The sequence below is a fragment of the Duganella radicis genome (genome assembly GCF_009720825.1).
Taxonomy (GTDB): Bacteria; Pseudomonadota; Gammaproteobacteria; order Burkholderiales; family Burkholderiaceae_D; genus Rugamonas; species Rugamonas radicis.
Genome location: NZ_WNKY01000012.1, coordinates 88,035 through 110,722, shown reverse-complemented (window position 1 = coordinate 110,722; position 22,688 = coordinate 88,035). Strand labels below are relative to the sequence as shown.

The following is a 22,688-nucleotide window of genomic DNA, read 5'->3' as shown; positions in this document are numbered from 1 at the left end:
CTCGGGCTCCTATGAGTTGACTAAACTTCGGGACTTCTTGATCGGCACCTCCGGCGCGGCAAGGCGCTCGGCGATGATGCTGCAATACTCGGGATTCAGTTCGAATCCGACAAAATTCCGGCCGCAGCGCCGGGCCGCCACCGCCGTCGTACCGCTGCCCATGAACAGGTCCAGCACCACGCCGTCCGGCGGGCACGAGGCCTTGACCATGCGCTCGATAATCTCCAGCGGCTTTTGCGTGGGATGATCGGCGCGCTCCGGATGCTCACGGTGCAGGCGCGAGACGCTCCACACATCTTTAGGGTTGTAGCCCACTTCCAGCCACTTGGCGCCGATGAAGATGGAGCGCGTGCGGGCTTTCTTGGTCTCGGCGTCGTACGGGATGCGCACGGCGTCGAGATCGAAGTAGTAATCCTTGCGGCGCACGAAGAAACCGACGGTGTCGTGCACCGACGAGAAGCTGCGCACGCTGCCGCCCATCGACGGCACGCGGCGGTCCCAGATAATTTCGTTCATCATCGTCATGCGCTTTTTCAGCATGACGAAAATCTCCGGCGAAAAACGCCAGGTCAGGAAAATGTACAAGCTGCCGTTGGGCTTGAGCTTGGGCAGGGCGGCGTCGATCCACTGTTCGGTCCAGCGCAGGTATTCGTCTACCGTTTGCTGGTCCGAGCCATTGCCGTAGTCCTTGCCGAGGTTGTACGGCGGGTCGGTCAGAATCAGGTCGATGGAACCATCCGGGATGCGCGCCAGTCCGGCCAGCGCATCCTCACAGAAAACCTGATTGAGCCAATCACTCATTTGAGGCGCAACTCCGCGCTGCGGGCGTGCGCCTGCAAGCCCTCGCCGTAGGCCAGTTCGGCCGCGACCTTGCCCAGCGTTTGGGCGCCGGCTTCGCTGACGTGAATGATGGATGAACGTTTCTGGAAATCGTACACGCCCAGCGGCGACGAGAAACGCGCGGTGCGCGAGGTCGGCAGCACGTGATTCGGACCGCAGCAGTAGTCGCCCAGCGACTCGGACGAGAAGCGGCCGAGGAACATGGCGCCTGCGTGGCGGATCTTGTCGGCCCATTGCCGCGGCTCGACGGCGGAGATCTCCAGGTGCTCGGCGGCGATGCTGTTGGCGATGGCGCACGCTTGGTCCATGTCGCGCACTTTGACCAGCGCGCCGCGGTCGCCCAGCGAGGTCTTGATGACTTCCTGGCGCGGCATCTGTGGCAGTAGCTTTTCTATGCTGGCTTCCACCTTGGCGATGTAGTCGGCGTCCGGGCACAGCAGGATGGCTTGCGCCAGCTCGTCGTGCTCCGCCTGCGAGAACAGGTCCATCGCGACCCAGTCAGGATCGGTGGTGCCGTCGGCGACGATCAGGATTTCCGACGGGCCGGCGATCATGTCGATGCCGACGGTGCCGAACACGCGGCGCTTGGCCGAGGCCACGTAGGCGTTGCCCGGGCCGACGATTTTGTCGACCGCCTGTATGGTTTCGGTGCCGTAGGCCAGCGCGGCCACGGCTTGGGCGCCGCCGATGGTGATCACGCGCGTCACGCCAGCGATGGCGGCGGCGGCGAACACCATCTGGTTTTTCACCCCGTCCGGCGTTGGCACCACCATGATGATTTCTTCCACGCCGGCGACGTGCGCCGGAATCGCGTTCATCAGTACCGACGATGGGTAGGCGGCTTTACCGCCAGGGACGTAGATACCGACGCGGTCCAGCGGCGTCACGCGCTGACCCAGCACCGTGCCATCAGGCTCGGTGTAGGTGAAGCCGTTCAGTTCCTGCTTCTGGCGTTCGTGGAACACGCGCACGCGCTGCGCTGCGACTTCCAATGCCTTGCGCTGCGCTTCAGGAATCGCGGCCAGCGCCGCTTGCAGTTCTTCCTGCGACACGTCCAGCGCCGCCATGCTGGTGGCGCCGCCGTTCGGCAGGCGGTCGAATTTGTTGGTGTATTCGAGGACGGCGGCATCGCCGCGTGCTTTCACATCGGCGAGGATCTTGCCGACGGCAGATTCGATGGCGTCGTCGGTGCTGGCTTCAAACGCCAGCAGGGTGTCCAGACGCTGTTTGAAATCGGCCTGGCTGGAATCGAGCTTGGTAATCATTTTTTGGATGCGCGTTCAAATGCTTCGATAATCGGTTGCAGGCGCTCGCGTTTCATCTTCAGCGCGGCTTGATTCACGATCAGGCGCGAGGAAATATCCATGATGGCCTCGACCTCTTTCAGGTCGTTGGCGCGCAGCGTACCGCCAGTGCTGACCACGTCGACAATCGCGTCCGACAGGCCGACCAGCGGTGCCAGCTCCATCGAGCCATACAGCTTGATCAGGTCCACGTGCACGCCCTTCTTGGCGAAGTGCGCGCGCGCGGTTTCGACGAACTTGGTGGCCACGCGCAGGCGCGCGCCCTGGCGCACGGCGGTGTCGTAATCGAAGCCGTTGCGCACCGCGACCGACATGCGGCACTCGGCGATATGCAGGTCGATCGGCTGGTACAAGCCTTCGCCGCCGTGCTCCAGCAGCACATCCTTGCCGGCCACGCCGAAGTCCGCCGCGCCATGCTGCACATAGGTCGGCACGTCGGTCGCGCGCACGATCAGCACGCGCACGTCAGGGTCGTTGGTCGGCAGGATCAGCTTGCGCGAGGTTTCCGGATTCTCGGTGACGGTGATGCCGGCCGCTTCCAGCAGCGGCAGGGTGTCTTCGAAAATGCGGCCCTTCGACAGCGCAAGAATCAGCTGCTGGGAGTCGGCTTGAAAGGTGCTCATGGTTTTACTTGATTCGCTTGATGTTGGCGCCTACGGCGGAGAGTTTGACTTCCATCTGATCGTAGCCGCGGTCCAGGTGATAGATGCGGTCGACCAGCGTTTCACCGCGCGCAGCCAGGCCGGCGATCACCAGCGAAGCGGATGCACGCAGGTCGGTCGCCATCACAGGCGCGCCAACCAGCTGTTCAACGCCTTTGATAAAGGCGGTGTTGCCATCGGTTTCAATTTGCGCGCCCAGACGGTTCATCTCCTGGACGTGCATGAAGCGGTTTTCAAAAATGGTTTCCGTCACGCGGCTGGCGCCGTTGGCGATGGTGTTCACCGCCATGAATTGCGCCTGCATATCGGTCGGGAAGCCCGGGTATTCGGTGGTGCGGAAGGTCACAGGCGACGGACGCTTGTCCATCTGCGCACGGATCCAGTTGTCGCCGATGGTCAGCGTCACACCGATCTCGCGCAGCTTGTCCAGCGCCGCATCCATGATGTCCACGCGCGTGTTGCGGATGGTGATATCGCCGCCGGTGGCCGCGACGGCGCACAGGAAGGTGGCCGCTTCGATGCGGTCCGAAATCACGGCGTGTCTGGCGCCACGCAGTTCGCTCACGCCCTGAATCACCAGACGGTTGGTGCCGATGCCTTCGATTTTCGCGCCCATGGCCACCAGCAGGTTGGCAAGGTCGGTCACTTCAGGTTCGCAGGCGGCGTTTTCCAGCACGGTTTCGCCTTCGGCCAGCGTTGCGGCCATCAGCAGGTTTTCGGTGCCGGTGACGGTGATCATGTCGGTGACGATGCGCGCGCCTTTCAGCTTGGCGCACTTGGCGTAGATATAGCCGCCTTCAACGGTGATGTCGGCGCCCAGCGCCTGCAAGCCCTTGATGTGCTGATCCACCGGACGTGAACCGATGGCGCAGCCGCCCGGCAGCGAGACCTTGGCTTCGCCGAAGCGCGCCAGCAGCGGACCCAGTACCAGGATCGAGGCGCGCATGGTTTTCACCAGATCGTACGGCGCTTCCAGCTTGGTGATGGCGCTGCCGTTCAGGGTGACCTTGTCGCCGTCCTGCGTGACTTTCAGGCCGGTCTCGCCCAGCAGTTTCAGGATGGTCGATACATCGTGCAGGTGCGGCACGTTGGACAGTTCGACATCGCCGGAAGTCAGCAAACCGGCGCACAGGATAGGCAACGCCGCGTTCTTGGCGCCGGAGATGGTGATGTCGCCTTGCAGGCGGTTACCGCCTTGAATCAGAAGCTTGTCCATGCTTATCCTTGGTATTCGTCAGGGGTGAGGGTTTTCATCGACAGCGCGTGGATTTCTTCACGCATGCGGTCGCCCAGCGCAGCGTACACCAGCTGGTGGCGCTGGATCAGGCGCTTGCCGGCAAACGCGGGCGACACAATCACGGCCTGGAAGTGCTGGCCGTCGCCCTCCACTTCGAGGTGGGTGCATTCGAGGCCGGCCTTGATGTAGCCGTGGATGAGTTCTGGAGTGGTGACCATGATGAATCCTATGAATTAGTGGCGCAGGCGGTAGCCCGAGCGCAGCAAACGAATCGCCAGGAACGCCAGCACCACCAGGAAGGCCGCAACAATGGCCACGCTCACCAGCGGATTGACGTCGGACTGGCCGAAGAAACCGTAACGGAAGCCGTCGATCATGTAGAAGAACGGATTCAAATGCGATACCGCCTGCCATACCGGCGGCAGCGAATGGATCGAGTAAAACACGCCGGCCAGGAAGGTCAGCGGCACGATCAGGAAGTTCTGGAAGGCGGCCAGCTGGTCGAACTTCTCGGCCCAGATGCCGGCGATCAGGCCCATGGTGCCGAGGATGGCGGCGCCCAGCAGCGCAAACACGATGATCCACAGCGGCGCCGCGAACGACAAGTGGGCGAACCACGCGGTCACGAAGAACACGCCGCAGCCGACCACGATGCCGCGCACCATGGCGGCGATCACGTAGGCCGAGAAAATCTCCCAGTGCGACAAAGGCGTCAGCAGCACGAACACCAGGTTGCCGGTGATCTTGGACTGGATCAGCGAGGACGAGGAGTTGGCGAAGGCGTTCTGCAAGACGCTCATCATCACCAGGCCCGGAATCAGGAAGGAGGTGTAGTTGACGCCATCGTAGACGTTGACGCGACCTTCCAGCACGTGACCGAAAATCAGCAGGTACAGCATGGCGGTCAGGATCGGCGCGGCGATGGTTTGCGTCGCTACCTTCCAGAAGCGCAAGGTCTCCTTGTAGACCAGGGTGCGGAAGCCGGCGGAGAGGAAGTTCATACGGTACCTTTTTCCATGATCTGGATGAAGATGTCTTCCAGATCCGCTTGTTGCAGTTGCATTTCGTCGATGATGGCGCCCGACTCGCGCAGGCGTTTCAAAATCTGCTCGACTTCAGCGTATTCATTGATGCGCAGGCTGTACTTCTTGCCGTGCTCCGAGGTTTCCGGGTGCGTGATCAGCGAGCGCAGGTCGTCCGGCAGGTCGCCATGCGTCATGTTGACGATCAGCTGCGAGCCGGAGATGCGGCGGATCAGCGAGGCCATGGAGTCCAGCGCCACCACCTTGCCCAGTTTGAGCATGGCCACGCGCTTGCACATGGCTTGCGCTTCTTCCAGATAGTGCGTGGTCAGCACCACGGTGTGGCCTTCGCGGTTGAGACGCGAGATGAACTTCCACAGCGTCTGGCGCAGTTCGACGTCGACGCCGGCGGTCGGCTCGTCGAGCACGATCACGGGCGGCTTGTGCACCAGCGCCTGCGCCACCAGCACGCGGCGCTTCATGCCGCCGGACAGCGCGCGCATATTGGTGTCGGCCTTGTTGGTCAGGTCGAGGTTGTGCATCACCTCGTCGATCCAGGCGTCGTTGTTCTTCAGGCCAAAGTAACCGGATTGCAGGCGCAGGGTTTCACGCACGGTGAAGAAGGGGTCGAACACCAGTTCCTGCGGCACCACGCCCAGCTTCTTGCGGGCCGCGCGGAAATCGCTGACCACGTCGTGGCCGTGGATCTTGACCGAGCCATTGTCCGGGCGGTTCAAGCCGGCGATGATGGAAATCAGGGTGGTTTTGCCGGCGCCATTCGGGCCGAGCAGGCCGAAAAATTCGCCTTCTTCAATGTTCAGTGAGACGCCGCCCAGCGCCTGGAGCGACTTGTAGCGCTTCTCGACATTGCTAATTTGGATCGCTGTCATTCTTGACTTATCTATAAGGTTGCGGCGGCAGAACCGGCGCGAAGGAAGATGCTGCGGGCGCCACGGCTCTTCGACTGCGGCAACGTTCAATTATATTGGAATTTTGATCCGGCTGAGCCGGACCGGGGATTTACAGCAGGCGGCGGGGGGAGGCGGGGGTCAATGGTGATGGTGGGCGGCCGAGTTGTCGGCCGAATCGTTGCCCACCTGGGTCTTCTTGCTGAAGACCGATTCCGGCGCTTTCACCGGGGAGAATTCGTCGTGCGCGGGGTTGCGCGGGATGTTGCCGTCCTGTTCCAGCTTGACGTCGGTCGGGAACAGCAGCGTGCACACGCCGTACAGCTTGGTCAGGCTTTGCAGCGCCGGCGGCAGGTTTTTCAGTTGCAGCTGGACGCCCGCGGCCTGCGCGGCGCGCTGCCACGACAGCATCACCGACACCGCCACCGAATCCACCGTCAACACATGACGCAGGTCGAACACGGTCTGGCCGGCGCGCAGGGCGGCATAGCCGCGCTCCAGCGCCGCGGTGGCGTTGAGCACGGTCAGGGACGTGAGCGACTGCAAATTGTCGATGGGTTCGGTAACGGCGTTCATGGCGTCAGCTTACTTGGGTGCGTTGGTTTTCAGTGGCTTGCTGGCGAGCTTCTTGTTTTTCTCGGTCAGCGCCTTGATCAGGCCGTCCATGCCGCCTTTCGAGATTTCCGAGGCAAAGGTGCCCTTGTAGGTCTCGACCAGCCACGCGCCCAGCACGTTGATGTCGTAGATCTTCCAGCCTTGCGGGCCCTTGGCGACGCGGTAGTTCAGCGGGATCGGTTCGCCGCGCGGCATGTTGACCTGCGAGCGCACTTCCACCTCGGTGTCGGCCGGATCGGCACGCAGGGGCTTGAATTCGATGGTCTGATCCTTGACCTGCGACAGCGCGCCCGAATAGGTGAACACCAACAGCGAACGGAACTGTTCGGTCAGGGCTTTCTGCTGTTCCGGGGTGGCGTCGCGCCAGAAGCGGCCGGCGGCCAGCGAGGTCATGCGCTGGAAGTCCACGTACGGCAGGATCTTGGTTTCCACCAGGTCGATCACCTTCTTGGTGTCGCCGGCCTGGATGGCCTTGTCGGCCTTGGCGGTGTCGATCACGTCCTGGCTGATGCGTTTCACCAGCGCGTCCGGCGCCTCGTTGGCAGGGGCGGCGGCGTGCGCGTTGAAGGCGACGGCAACAGTTGCTAAAGCGATAAATTGTTTAATGAATTTCATCTTTTCTATGCCTTATGAGTGGTTCTCGGGGTCACTGGCTGTCAGGTTTTGCAGCCGGTGTGCCGGAGTTTAACTCTTTTGGGGCCGATTCGGATGACACGGGTGTGGAAGTTTCTGCGCTGTCATCTTTTTTAGGCTTGCTGGAGGGGCCGTCGCCGTCCGGGTGGATCTGGCTTTCGCGGCGCTGCAAATAGCCGTCGCGCAGGAATTCGTAGCGGTCCAGGGCGGCGTCTTCCAGCAGGGTGGAGGCGTCCAGCAGGCCGGCGCGGGTATCGATCACGCGCAGCGCGGTGCCGATGTTGCGCACGTTGGTCGGGTCCTTGTAGCGCCAGATGTCGCCCGAGATATCGACCGGCAGGGCCACCGTGTCGCGCACGGTGGACGGGCCCAGCAGCGGCAGCACCAGGTAAGGGCCGGAATCCACGCCCCACACGCCCAGGGTCTGGCCGAAGTCTTCCTTGTGCTTCGGCAGGCCGGCCTCGGAGGCGATGTCGAACAGGCCGACGATGCCCAGGGTCGAGTTCAGCGCGAAGCGGCTCAGGTCGGACATGCCGGCCTGGCCATTACCTTGCAACAGCTGGTTGATAGCGGTCCAGGCGTCGCCCAGGTTGCCGAAGAAGTTGCTGACGCCGGTTTGCACGAAGCCGGGCGTCACGTTTTTATAGACCGTGGCGGCCGGTTTCAGGGCGTAGGTGTCGACCGTGTCGTTGAACTCGAACATGGCGCGGTTGTAGCTCTCGTACGGGTCGCGCGGGTTGGGACCGGCGCAGCCGGCCAGCATCAGGGTGACGCCCAGCGCCAGCGCGGCCTGGCGGAATTTCGTGGTGCGGATCATTTATCGTCCTTTCCTTCGGCGGCTTTGCTGTAGATGAACTGATTGATCAGGTCTTCCAGTACGGCAGCCGATTGGGTGCGGGCGATCTTGTCGCCGGCAGCCAGATTGTTGGTGTCGCCGCCGGCTTCGATGCCGACATATTGTTCGCCCAGCAGGCCGGCGGTGAGGATTTTGGCCGAGCTGTCCTTAGGGAATTTGTAACCTTCTTCCATGTTCAAGGTTACCAGCGCCTGGTAGCTCTTGTCATCAAACTTGATCTCTCCCACACGGCCGACCACCACGCCGGCGGCCTTGACCGCCGCCTGCGGGCGCAGGCTGCCGATGTTGTCGAACTTGGCGGTGACGGCGTAGGTCTTGCCGAAGGACAGCGAGCTCATGTTGCCGGCCTTGAGCGCCAGGAACATCAGCGCAGCCACGCCGACAACGATGAACAGACCGACCCAGACATCCAGAGATTTGCGTTGCATATTCTTCTTCCTCAGTTTCTTAATCTTTATTTGCTGAACATCAGCGCCGTCATCATGAAGTCCAGCCACCAGATCATCAGCGATGAGATCACGACGGTACGGGTGGTGGCGCGCGCCACGTCTTCCGGGGTCGGCTGGGCTTCGTAGCCTTGGTACAGGGCGATGAAGGTGATGGCGATGCCGAACACCACGCTCTTGGCGAAGCCGTTGTAAATATCTTTCCAGATGTCGACGCCGGCCTGCATCTGCGACCAGAAGGCGCCGTCGTCGACGCCGATCAGCTGCACGCCGACCAGCCAGCCGCCCAGCACGCCGACCGCGCTGAACACCGACGCCAGCAGCGGCACCGAGATCACGCCGGCCCAGAAACGCGGCGCCAGCACGCGCTGGATCGGGTTCACGGCCATCATTTCCATGGCCGACAGCTGCTCGCCGGCCTTCATCAGGCCGATCTCGGCGGTCAGCGAGGTGCCGGCGCGGCCGGCGAACAGCAGGGCGGTGATGACCGGGCCCAGCTCGCGGGTCAGGCCCAGCGCCACCAACAGGCCCAGCGATTGCTCGGCGCCGTATTTATTCAGCGTGTAATAGCCTTGCAGGCCCAGCACCATGCCGACGAACAGGCCGGACAGGGTGATGATCAGCATCGAGTAATTGCCGATGAAATGCAGCTGCTCGACCACCAGGCGCGGACGCTTGAGCAGGCCCGGCGACAGGCCCAGCATGGCGCCGAAGGTGCGGGCGCCGAAGCCGATGCTTTCAATATAGTCGCGCAGGGGCGCGCCCAGCTTGGACAACCAGTTCTTTACACTCATACTTGCACTCCCAGGCCCAGATCGTCGGCCAGGGACTTGCCTGGATAGTGGAACGGCACCGGGCCGTCCGCTTCCGCGTTGACGAACTGCTTCACATACGGGTCGGTGGACACCATCATCTCTTCCGGCGTGCCGCTGGCGACGATCTTGCCTTGCGACAGGAAATAAACATAGTCGGCGATGGCGAAGCTTTCCTTGACGTCGTGCGACACCAGCACCGTGGTCGAGCCCAGCGCCGTGTTCAGGTTGCGGATCAGGTTGGCGGTGACGCCCATCGAGATCGGGTCCAGGCCGGCGAACGGCTCGTCATACATAATCAGTTCCGGGTCCAGCGCGATCGAGCGCGCCAGCGCCACGCGGCGCGCCATGCCGCCCGAGATTTCGCCCGGTTTCAGCCTGGCGGCGTTGCGCAGGCCCACGGCTTGCAGCTTCATCAGCACCAGATTGCGGATCAGCTCTTCCGGCAGGTCGGTATGCTCGCGCAGCGGGAAGGCGACGTTTTCAAACACGCTGAGGTCGGTAAACAGAGCGCCATGCTGAAACAACATGCCCATTTTGCGACGCAACAGATACAGGCCGGCGGTATTCAGCTTGTGCACCACCTGCCCCTGGACCTTGACATGGCCCTTTTGCGGACGCAATTGGCCGCCGATCAGGCGCAGCACGGTGGTCTTGCCGGAACCGGAGCCGCCCATGATCGCCACCACTTTCCCGCGTGGAAAGTCCATGTTCAAGCCCGTCAGGATCGCGCGCTTGCCATAGGTGAAGTGTAAATCACGGATTTCGACTAGATTAGCCACGACTGAACTCATTTTTTGGAATGCCGTATTGTAGTGCAGAAAGGTCAATCTCTGCTTGGAGCGCATCTAAAGCGCAAGATTAAGTAGCAGATAATACAACACTACTGAACCCAAAGTCAGTAATTTACACTCGGCACTAAATGTTACATTCTTGCGGTGCAGCAGACGGTACTTTCAAAAAAAAACCGGATACGGCTGGGGATCGCCCATCCGTACCCGGCAGGGAGTCAGGCGGAGCCTGAGCGCTGCGCTAAGCTACAGGAGATTAGCGTGGCAACTCGGAACTGCCCATCAGGAACTCGTCGACCGCGCGCGCGCACTGGCGGCCTTCGCGGATCGCCCACACCACCAGCGATTGGCCGCGGCGCATGTCGCCGGCGGCAAATACTTTGGGGGAGGAAGTCTTGTAGCAGCCTTCGCCATCGGTGCTTGCCTTGGCATTGCCGCGCGCATCTTTTTCAACGCCGAACGCGTCCAGGATGTTGGCCACCGGCGAGACGAAGCCCATGGCCAGGAACACCAGGTCGGCCTTCATTTCGAATTCCGAGTTCGGCACTTCGCTCATCTTGCCGTCTTTCCATTCGACGCGGCAGGCCACCAGCTTCTCCAGCTTACCGCCCTTGCCTTCCAGGCGCTTGGTGGCCACGGCCCAGTCGCGCTCGCAACCTTCCTCGTGCGAGGACGAGGTGCGCAGCTTGGTCGGCCAGTATGGCCATACCAGCGGCTTGTTCTCCTGCTCCGGTGGCATAGGCATCAGTTCGAACTGGGTCACCGAGGCGGCGCCATGACGGTTGGAGGTGCCGACGCAGTCGGAACCGGTGTCGCCGCCGCCGATCACCACGACGTGCTTGCCGGTGGCCTTGATCTGGTCTTTCAGCTTGTCGCCGGCGTTGACTTTGTTCTGCTGCGGCAGGAAGTCCATGGCGAAGTGCACGCCTTTCAGCTCGCGGCCCGGCACAGGCAGGTCGCGCGGCTGCTCGGCGCCGCCGGCCAGCACCACGGCGTCGAATTCTTTTTGCAGGTCTTCCGGGAAGATGGTTTCCTTGGCCCAGTTGTTGACGTTGGCCGGGAAATCCTTGCCGATCAGGACCGAGGTGCGGAAGGTCACGCCTTCGGCTTCCATCTGCTTGACGCGGCGGTCGATGTGCGACTTTTCCATCTTGAAGTCTGGAATACCGTAGCGCAGCAGGCCGCCAACGCGGTCGGCTTTTTCAAACACGGTCACGGCGTGGCCGGCGCGCGCCAGCTGCTGGGCCGCCGCCAAGCCGGCAGGACCGGAACCGACCACGGCGACTTTCTTGCCGGTTTGTCTGGCCGCGGGTTGCGGCACCACCCAGCCGTGTTCCCAGCCTTCGTCGATGATCTTGTGTTCGATCGACTTGATGCCGACCGGATCTTCGTGAATGCCCAGGGTGCAGGCGGCCTCGCATGGCGCCGGGCAGATGCGGCCGGTGAATTCCGGGAAGTTATTGGTCGAGTGCAGGGTGTCCAGCGCCTCGCGGTAGTTACCGCGATAAACCAGATCGTTCCAGTCCGGGATGATGTTGTTGACCGGGCAGCCGTTGTTGCAGAACGGGATGCCGCAATCCATGCAGCGCGCGCCCTGGACTTTGGCTTGCTCGTTGGTCAGCGGAATAACGAATTCCGCATAGTTTTTAACGCGCGTCGCTGGCGGCAGATAGCCTTCTTCCTGACGCTGGAATTCCATGAAGCCGGTGATTTTACCCACGATATATCCTTTAATTCTTTACAGCAGCGATTAAGCAGCGATCGGTTGAGCGGAAGCGGCTTCGTTCGCCACGTCTTCGGCCATCTCGGCCAGCGCGCGTTTGTATTCGCTTGGGAATACCTTCACGAACTTGGCGCGGCTCTCGGCCCAGTTATCCAGCAACAGGCGGGCACGGGTGCTGCCGGTGTGCTTGAAGTGGCGCTCGATCAAACGCTTCAGGATCACCTCGTCCGACTCGCGGCCGATATCCTTGTGCTGGATGTGCCAGGTTTCGCTCTGCGCCGCCTGTTCCTTAGTGGTCAGCACCGGCTCCAGCGACACCATCGCGGTGTTGCAGCGCGATTCGAAATCACCATCCGGATCGTAGACGTAAGCGATACCGCCCGACATGCCCGCCGCGAAGTTACGGCCGGTGTTGCCCAGCACCACAACGGTGCCGCCGGTCATGTATTCGCAACCGTGGTCGCCGGTGCCTTCGACGATGGCGGTGGCGCCCGAGTTACGCACAGCGAAACGCTCGCCGGCCACGCCGTTGAAGAAGGCTTCACCGGAAATCGCGCCGTACAGCACGGTGTTGCCGATGATGATGTTGTTCACCGCCCAGCCACGGAACTCGGTGTTCGGACGCACGATGATGCGGCCGCCCGACAGGCCCTTGCCGACGTAGTCGTTGCCCTCGCCCACCAGATCGATGGTGATGCCGTGCGCCAGGAAGGCGCACGCCGACTGGCCGGCCGTGCCTTGCAGCTGGATGTGGATGGTGTCGTCCGGCAGACCGGCGTGACCGTAGCGCTTGGCCACTTCGCCCGACAGCATGGTGCCGACGGTGCGGTTCAGGTTCTTCACCGGCGAGATGAAGGACACGCGCTCGCCTTTTTCCAGCGCCGCCTTGGCCTGGGCGATCAGCTTGTGGTCCAGTGCCTTGTCCAGGCCGTGGTCCTGTTCCATGGTGTGGTAGATGGCGTCGCCGTTCGGCACTTCCGGCTGGTAGAAGATGTTGCTGAAGTCCAGGCCTTGCGCCTTCCAGTGCGAGATGGCTTTCGACTTGTCCAGCAGATCCACGCGGCCGATCAGCTCGTCGTAGGTACGGATGCCCAGTTGCGCCATCAGCTGACGCGCTTCCTCGGCGACGAAGAAGAAGTAGTTGACCACATACTCAGGCTTGCCCGAGAACTTGGCGCGCAGCACCGGATCTTGCGTCGCAACGCCGACCGGGCAGGTGTTCAGGTGGCATTTACGCATCATGATGCAGCCTTCCACCACCAGCGGCGCGGTGGCGAAGCCGATTTCGTCGGCGCCCAGCATGGCGGCGATCACCACGTCGCGGCCGGTACGCATCTGGCCGTCGGCCTGGACGCGGATACGGCTGCGCAGGCCATTCAGCACCAGCGTCTGCTGGGTTTCCGCCAGGCCCAGCTCCCACGGGGTGCCGGCGTGCTTGACCGAGGACAGCGGCGATGCGCCGGTGCCGCCGTCGTGGCCGGCGACCACCACGTGGTCGGCTTTCGCTTTGGTCACGCCAGCGGCCACGGTGCCGATACCCACTTCCGACACCAGCTTGACCGAGATCGAAGCGCGCGGGTTGGCGTTCTTCAGATCGTGGATCAGCTGCGCCAGATCTTCAATCGAGTAAATATCGTGGTGCGGCGGCGGCGAAATCAGACCCACTCCCGGCACCGAGAAGCGCAGGGTGGCGATGTATTCCGACACCTTGTGGCCCGGCAGCTGGCCGCCTTCGCCCGGCTTGGCGCCCTGGGCCATCTTGATCTGGATCTGGTCGGCCGAGTTCAGGTAAGCGGCGGTCACGCCGAAACGGCCCGACGCCACCTGCTTGATGCGCGAACGCAGCGAGTCGCCCTCTTGCAGAGGAATGTCGACCACCATCTGTTCCTTGCCCATGACCGACGCCATGGTCTCGCCCTGCTTGATCTTGATGCCTTTCAGCTCCATGGTGTAGCGCGATGGATCTTCGCCGCCTTCACCGGTGTTCGATTTGCCGCCGATGCGGTTCATCGCCACCGCCAGGGTGGCGTGGGCTTCGGTCGAGATCGAACCCATCGACATGGCGCCGGTGGCGAAGCGTTTGACGATTTCCTTGGCCGGCTCCACTTCATCCAGCGGAATCGCCTTGGCCGGATCGATCTTGAACTCGAACAGGCCGCGCAGGGTCAGGTGACGCTTGCTCTGGTCGTTGATGATCTGGGCGTACTCTTTATAGCTGGCGTAGTTGTTGGCACGGGTCGAGTGTTGCAGCTTGGCGATGGCGTCCGGGGTCCACAGGTGGTCTTCACCGCGGATACGGAAGGCGTATTCGCCGCCGGCGTCCAGGTGGTTGGCCAGCACCGGGTCGTTGCCGAAGGCCAGGTTGTGCAGGCGCAGCGCTTCTTCCGCCACTTCAAACACGCCGATGCCTTCCACGTTGGAGGCGGTGCCGCGGAAATACTTGTCGACCAGCGACTTGTTCAGGCCGACCGCTTCGAAGATCTGCGCGCCGCAGTAGGACATATAGGTCGAGATGCCCATCTTCGACATCACCTTCATCAGGCCTTTGCCGATGGCTTTGGTGAAGTTGTAGATGGCTTTTTCAGCCGACATATCGCCCGGCATGCCTTGCGCCATTTCGGCCAGGGTTTCCATCGCCAGGTACGGGTGGATCGCTTCCGCGCCGTAGCCGGCCAGCAGGGCGAAGTGGTGGGTCTCGCGGGCCGAGCCGGTTTCCACCACCAGGCCGGTCGAGGCGCGCAGGCCTTTGCTGACCAGGTGCTGGTGGATGGTCGAGGTGGCCAGCAGCGCAGGGATGGCCACGCGGTCAGGGCCAACCGAGCGGTCCGACACGATCAGGATGTTGTGGCCGGACTTGACGGCATCGACCGCTTCCGCGCACAGCGACGCCAGGCAGGCTTCCACACCTTCCTTGCCCCAGGCCAGCGGGTAGCAGATGCCCAGTTCGTACGATTTGAACTTGCCGCCGGTGTGCTGGCTGATGCTGCGCAGACGCTCCATATCGTCGAAGCCCAGCACCGGCTGCGCCACTTCCAGGCGCATCGGCGGGTTGACGTTGTTGGTGTCCAGCAGGTTAGGCTTGGGACCGATGAACGACACCAGCGACATCACCATCGCTTCGCGGATCGGGTCGATCGGCGGGTTGGTCACCTGGGCGAACAGCTGCTTGAAATAGGAATACAGCGGCTTCAGCTTGTTGGACATGACGGCCAGCGGCGAGTCGTTGCCCATCGAGCCGGTGGCTTCTTCGCCGGCGGCGGCCATCGGCGCCATCAGGAACTTCAGGTCTTCCTGGGTGTAGCCGAAGGCTTGCTGGCGGTCCAGCAGCGACGGCACGGCTTTTTCGCCGGCGGCCGGCTTGTCCTTGGCGCGGTTGTGCGCCAGCTGGCTTTCGCTCAGCTTGATTTCGTTCAGCTTGATGCGCACCGCGTTGATCCATGCCTTGTAGGGCTTGGCGTTGGCGTAGGTGTCTTTCAGCTCTTTGTCGTCGATGATGCGGCCGGCTTCCAGGTCGATCAGGAACATCTTGCCCGGTTGCAGACGCCATTTCTGGATGATCTTCGATTCCGGAATCGGCAGCACGCCGGATTCCGAGGCCATCACCACCAGGTCGTCGTCGGTGACGATATAACGCGCCGGCCGCAAACCGTTCCTGTCCAGGGTGCCGCCGATATAACGGCCGTCGGTGAACGCCAGCGCGGCCGGGCCGTCCCACGGTTCCATCATGGCGGCGTGGTATTCGTAGAAGGCGCGGCGGTTGTCGTCCATGGTGCCATGGTTTTCCCACGCTTCCGGCACCATCATCATCATCGCCTGGGCGATCGGGTAGCCGGCCATCAGCAGCAGTTCCAGCGCGTTGTCGAAGCAGGCGGTGTCCGACTGGCCTTCGTAGATCAGCGGGAACAGCTTGTGCAGGTCGTCGCCCAGCACGGCCGATTTCATCACGCCTTCGCGGGCGCGCATCCAGTTGAAGTTGCCGCGCACGGTGTTGATCTCGCCGTTGTGCGCCAGCAGGCGGTACGGGTGGGCCAGCGGCCACTCGGGGAAGGTGTTGGTCGAGAAGCGTTGGTGCACCAGCGCCAGCGCCGACACGCAGCGCGCGTCTTGCAGGTCTTTGTAGTACACGCCGACCTGGTCGGCCAGCAGCAGGCCCTTGTAGACCACGGTACGGGCCGACATCGAGGCCACGAAGAATTCTTTGCCGTGGATCAGCTTCAGCGCCTGGATGGCGTGGCCGGACGATTTGCGGATCACGTACAGCTTGCGTTCCAGCGCGTCGGTCACCATGATGTCGGCACCGCGGCCGATGAAGATCTGGCGGATCACCGGCTCTTTGGCGCGCACGGTCGGCGACATCGGCATGTCGAGGTCGACCGGCACATTGCGCCAGCCCAGCACGATCTGGCCCTCGGCGCGCGCGGCGCGCTCGATTTCCTGCTCGCAAGCGATGCGCGAAGCGTTTTCCTTCGGCAGGAACACCATGCCGACGCCGTATTCGCCTGGCGGCGGCAGTTCCACGCCTTGCTTGGCCATCTCATCGCGGTAGTACTGATCCGGGATCTGGATCAGGATACCGGCGCCGTCACCCATCAGAGGGTCGGCGCCCACCGCGCCCCGGTGATCGAGGTTTTTCAAGATCAGCAGACCCTGTTCCACAATCGAATGGCTCTTGTTGCCCTTGATGTGGGCGACGAAACCGACGCCGCAGGCATCGTGTTCATTGGACGGATCGTAAAGACCTTGCGCTTTCATGGCTAAACTCCAGACTAATTGGCTCGAAGGCTAAGATTAGTGCAATGCAGCGTAAACCTCAACAACAACAATTAGGGTCGGAGTCGAATTAAATTTTCCTCAGAAGCTTATTTTTTTAATTGGGGACGGAGTGAATCCGGGGTCAGGTCCTCCATTTCCACACGGGCACAACCGTATCGCGCTCTACAGTTGTGCCCGTGTGGAAATGGAGGACCTGACCCCGGAGTTATGGCTTTATTTTGAATGGCCGGCCGCGTTTTGCCGGCAATACCTGACGTTTTACCTTGTTCTGGAGGGCGGTCTGGAATTGCTGCGAACCCAGTGGCCAGCCCTTGAGCAGGGATTTGCCGATCAACGTGATTTCCTCTTCGCTCAGCGGCGGCTGGGATAGCGCGCTGTAGGCGGCCTCGCGCTGGAATGGCGTGTTGCCCAGTTCCCAGACTTTGGCGTGGTCGGTCACCAGCCCGTCCGGGCGGATGCCGGCGTGGTGGCAGTAGCTGGACCAAGGGTAATCCTCGGCCCGCGCCACCATGCCGTTGCGTACCGGGTTGAATTCGATATAACGGCTGCACAGCATGAAGTAGGCGTCGGCGTCGATCAGCGAGGTTTTGTAGCGTCCGTTCCACAACGTGCCGCTACGGGCATACTTTTGATTGAAATAGGGCACGTAATAGCGGCCTATCCACTGCATCATCTGGCCCAGGCCGGTGGCGTCGGCGGGCGTGACCAGCAAATGCAGGTGGTTGGGCATCAAAACATAGCAGTGCACCGCGACTTTGTAGGTTTTGGCGGCGCTGCGCAGCCAGCCGAGGAAGGTTTGGTAATCCTCGGTATCGAGGAAGACATTCTGGTTGTTGGCGCCGGTCTGGATGACGTGGTGCGGCTGGTCGGGGACGATTAAACGGGGCAGGCGTGCCATGGAGAGAACAAAAAGGGGAATCGGAAGCCCGATTCTACCCTTGTTGACTGACTCCGTCCCCGATTAATTTCGCAAAACGGAAAATCGCGTTTGCTCTGTCCCTGTTTATGACAAGTTGAAGCTGGCGGACAGGCTGTAACCCTCGCCGTAGGCGCTGCGCAGCGGCAGATCCTGGCCCAGGCCGGTGCGCGCCTTCTTGCGCAGGCGGTACACCAGCATGTCGACGCGGCGGCCGGCGTCGGGATCGTCACCGCCGATGCCAGCCACGATCACTTGGCGCGGCACGGGACGGGTGTTAATCGTCAACAGATGCAGGAAGTTGCACTCTTTCTCGGTCAGGGTAATGGCCATGCCCTGCAACTCCAGCTGGCGGGCGCTGACCTTGAGCGTCCACTTGCTCGGCGCCGGAATGGTTTCCTGCGGGCCGACCCGACGGTCCAGCGCTTCAATGTGCGCCGCCAGTTCCGGAAATTTGATAGGCTTGGTCAAATAATGGTCCGCGCCCAGGCGCAAACCAAGAATACGGTTGTCGAACGCCACGCGGCCGGTCAGCACCAGCAGTCCGATTTGCGGGTACAGCTGGCGCATGCGCGGGATGACGTTGAAGCCGTCTTCATCCGGCAGGCCGAGGTCCAGCACGACCACGCCGACATTGCCCTGGCTGAGGGCAGACCACATATCGCTGGCGTTATTGGTGATGTGCACTTCGTGTTCAAGTTCAGTCAGGAACTCCGCCATTTCTTCGGCGTAGTCCAGATTGTCTTCCACGATCAGTATTTGCGTCATTGATGCGCCATTCGTTCGATTGTTGAGCAATTGTGCCCAGACCTGGGACAATCAGCTTGCGTCCGAGGAATTATCACTGCTGGCATCGGCAGGCGCAAGGTTTTTCCCGGCATGGACCGCGATCGGCAACCAAATCCGAAATTCTGTGCCGCTTTCAGAAACATTCCGTGCACTCACCGTTCCACCGTGCACATCCGCAATCGCGCGCGCCATGTACAGGCCCAGTCCCGATCCCGCCACGCCGGCCGCGTTGCTGCCCCGGTAAGCTTTACCGAAGATGAAGGGGAGTTCCGCCTCGGCGATGCCGGCGCCATGGTCGCGCACCAGAAATTCGACGCCACCTTCCGTTGCAATTCTTCCTGTCAATTCTATCGGAATCTTATCGTTTGTGTACTTTATTGCATTATCCAGCAAGATTTCAAGACACAAACGCATGCCGGCGGGGTCGCAGCGCATCCATTGCGGCAGGCCGGAGGTGTGCACGGTGATGTGCGGCCGCCGCAGCCGGGCCTGCTCGGCGGCGGCCTGCAACAAGGTGGACGGGTTGATTTCATTCGGCTGGCGCGCGCGGCCGATGCTGGCCATGCGCTCCGGCGACAGGTATTCGTCCAGCATGGCCAGCATGCGGTCGACCGCGGTCTGGATCTTGCGGTAGCGCTTGCGTGTGCCTTCGTCGTGATGGGCGCCGGTCATTTCCAGCCGCTGCACCGCGCCGTCGATGGTCGACAGCGGCGTGCGGAATTCGTGCGACAGCATGGAGGCGAATTTTTTCTGTTGCTGCGCCAGCTGGCGCCGGCCGCTCAGGTCGCGCAGCACCCCCACCACCGTGGCCGGCACGCCGGCCTCATCGAGGATCAGGGTCGATTCGATTTCCACCGGCACCGCTCGGCCGTCGCGGTGGAGCAGCTCGGTTTCGCGCAGCAGGCGCCGTCGGCTGAGGTCGCCCTTGGCGTAGCGCGCCAGGCGCGGCGGCAAATCCTTGAGCAGGCCGGCCGCCAGCGCTTGCGCGGTCTCCAGGGTGTAGCCGAACTGGCGTTCGGCCGCCGGACTGAGCCAGGTCAGCTGGAGCGTGGCGCAGTCGGCCATCCAGCTGATCTCGCCGCTGTGTTCCAGCAGCAGCCGGTAACGGGCCTCGTTGGCTTGCGATTGTGCTAGCGCCGCCTGGAGTTCCGCTATCGTCCGGCCCATGGCTTACTCCACCAGCGGGGCGAAGATTTGTTGCAAGTCTTCCTGCGTGAGCGCCATCTTCTGCGACTCGCCTTCGGCCAGGATGGATTGCGCCAGATCGGATTTCTTCTGCTGCAAGAGCTGGATTTTCTCCTCCAGCGTGCCCTTGGCGATCAACTTGTAGACAAACACCGGCTTGTCCTGGCCGATACGCCAGGCACGGTCGGTGGCCTGGTTTTCCGCCGCCGGATTCCACCACGGATCGTAGTGGATCACGGTGTCGGCCGCCGTCAGGTTGAGGCCGACGCCGCCGGCCTTGAGCGAAATCAGGAAGATCGGCACCGCGCCTTGCTGGAAGGCCGCCACCTGGGCGCTGCGGTCCTTGGTGTCGCCGGTCAGCAGCGCGTACGGAATGTCGCGCGCTTCCAGTTCTTCCTCGATCAGTTCCAGCATGCTGGTGAATTGCGAGAACACCAGAATCTTGCGCTTCTCCTCCAGCAAGTCCTCGACCATCTGCATCAGGTCGGCCAGCTTGGCGGAACCGGCGGCCTGCTGTTTCTTGGTGGTGGTTTTCACCAGACGCGGGTCGCAGCACACCTGGCGCAGCTTGAGCAGCGCCTCCAGGATCACGATCTGGCTGCGCGCCACGCCCTTGCGGTCGATTTCCTCGCGCACTTTCTGGTCCATCGCCAGGCGCACGGTTTCGTACAGGTCGCGCTGGGCGCCGGTCAGTTCGACCTTGCGCACCATCTCGGTCTTCGGCGGCAGCTCTTTCGCCACGCTGTCCTTGGTCCGGCGCAGCAGGAAAGGCTTAATGCGGCGGTTCAGCAGCGCGCGCCGCAGCGGATCGTCCTGGCGTTCGATCGGATGGCGGAACACGCTGTTGAAGTTCTTCTCGTCGCCGAGCAGTCCCGGCAGCAGGAAGTGGAATTGCGACCACAGTTCGCCGAGGTGGTTTTCCAGCGGCGTGCCGGACAGGCACAGCCGATGGCGCGCGCGCAGCAGGCCGGCGCTCTGGGCCGCCTTGGAGCGGGTGTTCTTGATGTAGTGCGATTCGTCCAGGATCACCAGATGGAAATCGTGCTCGCGCAGTTTTTCCTCGTCGCGCGGCAGCAGGGCGTAGGTGGTCAGCACCAGGTCGGCCTCGTCGATCTGGTCGAACTGGCCCATGCGGTCCTTGCCTTGCAACAGCAGCACTTTCAGGCCGGGGGCGAAGCGCGCGGCTTCCTCCTGCCAGTTGCCCATCAGGCTGGTTGGGGCGATCACCAGCGCCGGCGCGGTCAGGCGGCCGGCTTCCTTCTCGATCAGGATGTGGGCCAGCGTTTGCACGGTCTTGCCCAGGCCCATGTCGTCGGCCAGGATGCCGGCAAAGCCGTATTCGCGCAGGAATTGCATCCACGACAAGCCGTCGGTCTGGTAGTCGCGCAGGGTGGCTTGCAGGCCGGCCGGGGTGGTCACGCGCTTGACCGAACCGAACTGGTTCAGGCGCGCACCCATGTCGCGCAGCTCGGCGCCGCCGGTCCATGCCATGTCCACGTTGCGGGCCAGCTCGTCCAGGCGGGCGGCGTCCAGCGTGGCCATGCGCAGCGACGTCTTGATCTTGTCGCTGAAATACAACTCGCCCAGCGTGCCGAGGATGGGGCGCACCCGGCCCCAGGGCAGGGCCACGCGGCTGCCATCCGGCAGCGTGGCCAGCATCTGGTCTTCCTCGCCGTGGTTGGCGATCACCTTCGGATTGAAGTCGTTGGGCGCGGTGCGGATCAGCTGCACCAGCACCGGCAGCAGCGGTACCCGCTCCTGGTTGACCATGATGCCCAGTTCCAGATCGAACCAGGCGCGGCCACCGTCGGCCTCGTCTTCCACCACCTCGGCGTACCAGTCGCCGACTTCCACCGTGTCGTAGCGGTATTTGACGGTTTTTTCGATTTTCCAGCCGGCTTCCTTCAGCGCGGCGATGCCGTCGCGGGCAAAGCGCAGCCATTCCGCCTGGCTCGGCAGCAGCAGGCCGCCCTTGACCGCGCTCAGTGGCAGGGTGGCCGGCGCCACGAAATGGCGCTCGGTCAGCAGGGCCAGCGCGTCGTCTTCGGCGCCGCTGTCGCGCTGGATGATCTCGGTGACCTCGCCCTTCTGGCGCACCACTCGCTGCGACGGGTCGAACGAGACGCGCTCGCCGTCGTAGTCGAAGGACAACACGGCAAAGTCGTTCCAGCGTTGCAGCGAGCCGTCGGCCAGCATGGCGGCGTCCAGCGTCAGCACCGGACGCGGCTTGACGTCGTCGCGGATGCGCTGCGGCAGCGGCTGCGGCAGCGGCATCAGCCCTTGCAGCCCGTGTGCCAGCAGCAGCTGCGAGACGCGCATCTTGTCGTTGTTGGTCAGCAGCGGCGCCTGCGCCACCAGCGCTTGCAGGTCGGCCAGCGGAATCTGGGTGCCGCCCTGGTTCAGTTGCAGCACGCCGCACGACAGGTTGTCGATGTACCACGGCGGATCGGTCGGCAGCATGTAGTCGACCTGGTCGGCGCCAACGTGCTTGGCGCCCGGCGGCGGCGCCACCTGCCAGCCCAGACGCAAGCCCTTGCCTTCTTCGCGCCAGGCCAGATTGGCTTCGCGCAGCACGCCGCCTTTCAGCGGATAGACCAGGCCGTTGCCGACGTCGGCCCAGGAGTTGGCCCACAACAGCTTATCTTGCTCGGCGAGCATATTCAGCAGCGCGGCGCCGATCTTGCCGCGCGGTTCGGTGGCCGAACCGGTCTGGGAGTTCTGGCCGCTGCGCATGGCGACGAAGAAGCGGATCAAATCCTCGTCGGCCGGGGTCATGAACGTCGGCGGCGTCGACAGCAGCGAAAACACTTCGCTGACCGGACTGGCGGCCGCCACGTCGCCGTTCGGGCGCAGGCGGGCTTTGTACAGGCACAGGGCCACGTGACGGCCGCCACTGGTCGGGGCCATCACATAAATCAGTTTGTAATTGGTTTGCTTGGGGTCGTTCTCGACCGGCGGCGGGGTGAGTTTTGCTTTGGGGTGCGCTGCCGCATCCACACGCTGTAGCCAGGTGGCAACAGCGTACGACAATTGATTCGCAGGCGGCGCAGGGCGCGCAGGAGCCGGTGCTGGTGCAGCAGGGGCGGCAGGGGCGTCGTCGCGGGTAAAATCCATAGGTCGCATTGTTGTTCAAAGATGGTTCAAAAACGGCAACAGGCAATATTATCCGCCATTGA

The 22,688-nt window shown here is 62.6% G+C and carries 19 protein-coding genes; all 19 read right to left on the bottom strand.

Annotated elements, in window-relative coordinates:
* Positions 1 to 9: 9 nt before the first annotated feature.
* Positions 10 to 801 (bottom strand): DNA-methyltransferase, encoded by a 792-nt coding sequence (locus GM676_RS13450; RefSeq protein WP_155464113.1) that lies wholly within the window; start codon positions 799 to 801, stop codon positions 10 to 12.
* Entirely contained in the window at positions 798 to 2,105 is a 1,308-nt protein-coding gene (gene hisD / locus GM676_RS13445) for a histidinol dehydrogenase (RefSeq protein ID WP_155464112.1), read from the bottom strand. Before hisD ends, GM676_RS13450 begins: the two co-directional genes overlap by 4 nt.
* Entirely contained in the window at positions 2,102 to 2,767 is a 666-nt protein-coding gene (hisG, locus tag GM676_RS13440; RefSeq protein ID WP_155464111.1) for an ATP phosphoribosyltransferase, read from the bottom strand. The genes hisD and hisG overlap by 4 nt, the downstream gene beginning before the upstream one ends.
* A 4-nt stretch (positions 2,768 to 2,771) precedes the next feature.
* Positions 2,772 to 4,022 (bottom strand): UDP-N-acetylglucosamine 1-carboxyvinyltransferase, encoded by a 1,251-nt coding sequence (gene murA / locus GM676_RS13435; RefSeq protein ID WP_155464110.1) that lies wholly within the window; start codon positions 4,020 to 4,022, stop codon positions 2,772 to 2,774.
* Positions 4,023 to 4,024: 2 nt separating this feature from the next.
* On the bottom strand, positions 4,025 to 4,261 hold the full coding sequence (locus GM676_RS13430) for a BolA family protein (protein WP_155464109.1): 237 nt from the start codon (positions 4,259 to 4,261) through the stop codon (positions 4,025 to 4,027).
* 15 nt (positions 4,262 to 4,276) lie between these two features.
* The gene (locus GM676_RS13425) at positions 4,277 to 5,044 is read right to left on the bottom strand and encodes an ABC transporter permease (protein ID WP_155464108.1); all 768 of its coding nucleotides are present in this window, start codon (positions 5,042 to 5,044) and stop codon (positions 4,277 to 4,279) included.
* On the bottom strand, positions 5,041 to 5,955 hold the full coding sequence (locus GM676_RS13420; RefSeq protein WP_155464107.1) for an ABC transporter ATP-binding protein: 915 nt from the start codon (positions 5,953 to 5,955) through the stop codon (positions 5,041 to 5,043). The genes GM676_RS13425 and GM676_RS13420 overlap by 4 nt, the downstream gene beginning before the upstream one ends.
* 159 nt (positions 5,956 to 6,114) lie before the next feature.
* A complete protein-coding gene (locus GM676_RS32945; RefSeq protein WP_155464106.1) occupies positions 6,115 to 6,549 on the bottom strand; it encodes an STAS domain-containing protein in 435 nt (144 codons plus the stop codon).
* 9 nt (positions 6,550 to 6,558) lie between these two features.
* Positions 6,559 to 7,203, bottom strand: coding sequence for an MlaC/ttg2D family ABC transporter substrate-binding protein (locus GM676_RS13410; protein WP_155464105.1), 645 nt, complete (start codon positions 7,201 to 7,203; stop codon positions 6,559 to 6,561).
* 31 nt (positions 7,204 to 7,234) lie between these two features.
* Positions 7,235 to 8,038, bottom strand: coding sequence for an MlaA family lipoprotein (locus GM676_RS13405; RefSeq protein ID WP_155464104.1), 804 nt, complete (start codon positions 8,036 to 8,038; stop codon positions 7,235 to 7,237).
* A complete protein-coding gene (gene mlaD / locus GM676_RS13400; RefSeq protein WP_155464103.1) occupies positions 8,035 to 8,505 on the bottom strand; it encodes an outer membrane lipid asymmetry maintenance protein MlaD in 471 nt (156 codons plus the stop codon). Before mlaD ends, GM676_RS13405 begins: the two co-directional genes overlap by 4 nt.
* A 26-nt stretch (positions 8,506 to 8,531) precedes the next feature.
* Entirely contained in the window at positions 8,532 to 9,317 is a 786-nt protein-coding gene (gene mlaE, locus GM676_RS13395) for a lipid asymmetry maintenance ABC transporter permease subunit MlaE (protein WP_155464102.1), read from the bottom strand.
* Positions 9,314 to 10,129, bottom strand: a complete 816-nt coding sequence (locus GM676_RS13390; protein WP_155464101.1) for an ABC transporter ATP-binding protein — start codon at positions 10,127 to 10,129, stop codon at positions 9,314 to 9,316. Before GM676_RS13390 ends, mlaE begins: the two co-directional genes overlap by 4 nt.
* Before the next feature lie 253 nt (positions 10,130 to 10,382).
* The gene (locus GM676_RS13385) at positions 10,383 to 11,846 is read right to left on the bottom strand and encodes a glutamate synthase subunit beta (RefSeq protein ID WP_371866224.1); all 1,464 of its coding nucleotides are present in this window, start codon (positions 11,844 to 11,846) and stop codon (positions 10,383 to 10,385) included.
* Positions 11,847 to 11,876: 30 nt separating this feature from the next.
* Entirely contained in the window at positions 11,877 to 16,601 is a 4,725-nt protein-coding gene (locus GM676_RS13380; protein ID WP_155464100.1) for a glutamate synthase-related protein, read from the bottom strand.
* 226 nt (positions 16,602 to 16,827) lie between these two features.
* Complete coding sequence (locus GM676_RS13375; protein WP_155464099.1) at positions 16,828 to 17,520, bottom strand: transposase; 693 nt, start codon at positions 17,518 to 17,520, stop codon at positions 16,828 to 16,830.
* A gap of 105 nt (positions 17,521 to 17,625) precedes the next feature.
* Positions 17,626 to 18,306 (bottom strand): response regulator transcription factor, encoded by a 681-nt coding sequence (locus tag GM676_RS13370; RefSeq protein WP_008443102.1) that lies wholly within the window; start codon positions 18,304 to 18,306, stop codon positions 17,626 to 17,628.
* Positions 18,307 to 18,357: 51 nt separating this feature from the next.
* Positions 18,358 to 19,494 (bottom strand): PAS domain-containing sensor histidine kinase, encoded by a 1,137-nt coding sequence (locus GM676_RS13365; RefSeq protein WP_155464098.1) that lies wholly within the window; start codon positions 19,492 to 19,494, stop codon positions 18,358 to 18,360.
* Between the two features lie 3 nt (positions 19,495 to 19,497).
* Positions 19,498 to 22,626 carry a DEAD/DEAH box helicase gene (locus tag GM676_RS13360; protein WP_155464097.1) on the bottom strand — a complete coding sequence of 1,043 codons (3,129 nt, stop codon included), beginning with the start codon at positions 22,624 to 22,626 and terminating at the stop codon, positions 19,498 to 19,500.
* Positions 22,627 to 22,688: the final 62 nt, after the last annotated feature.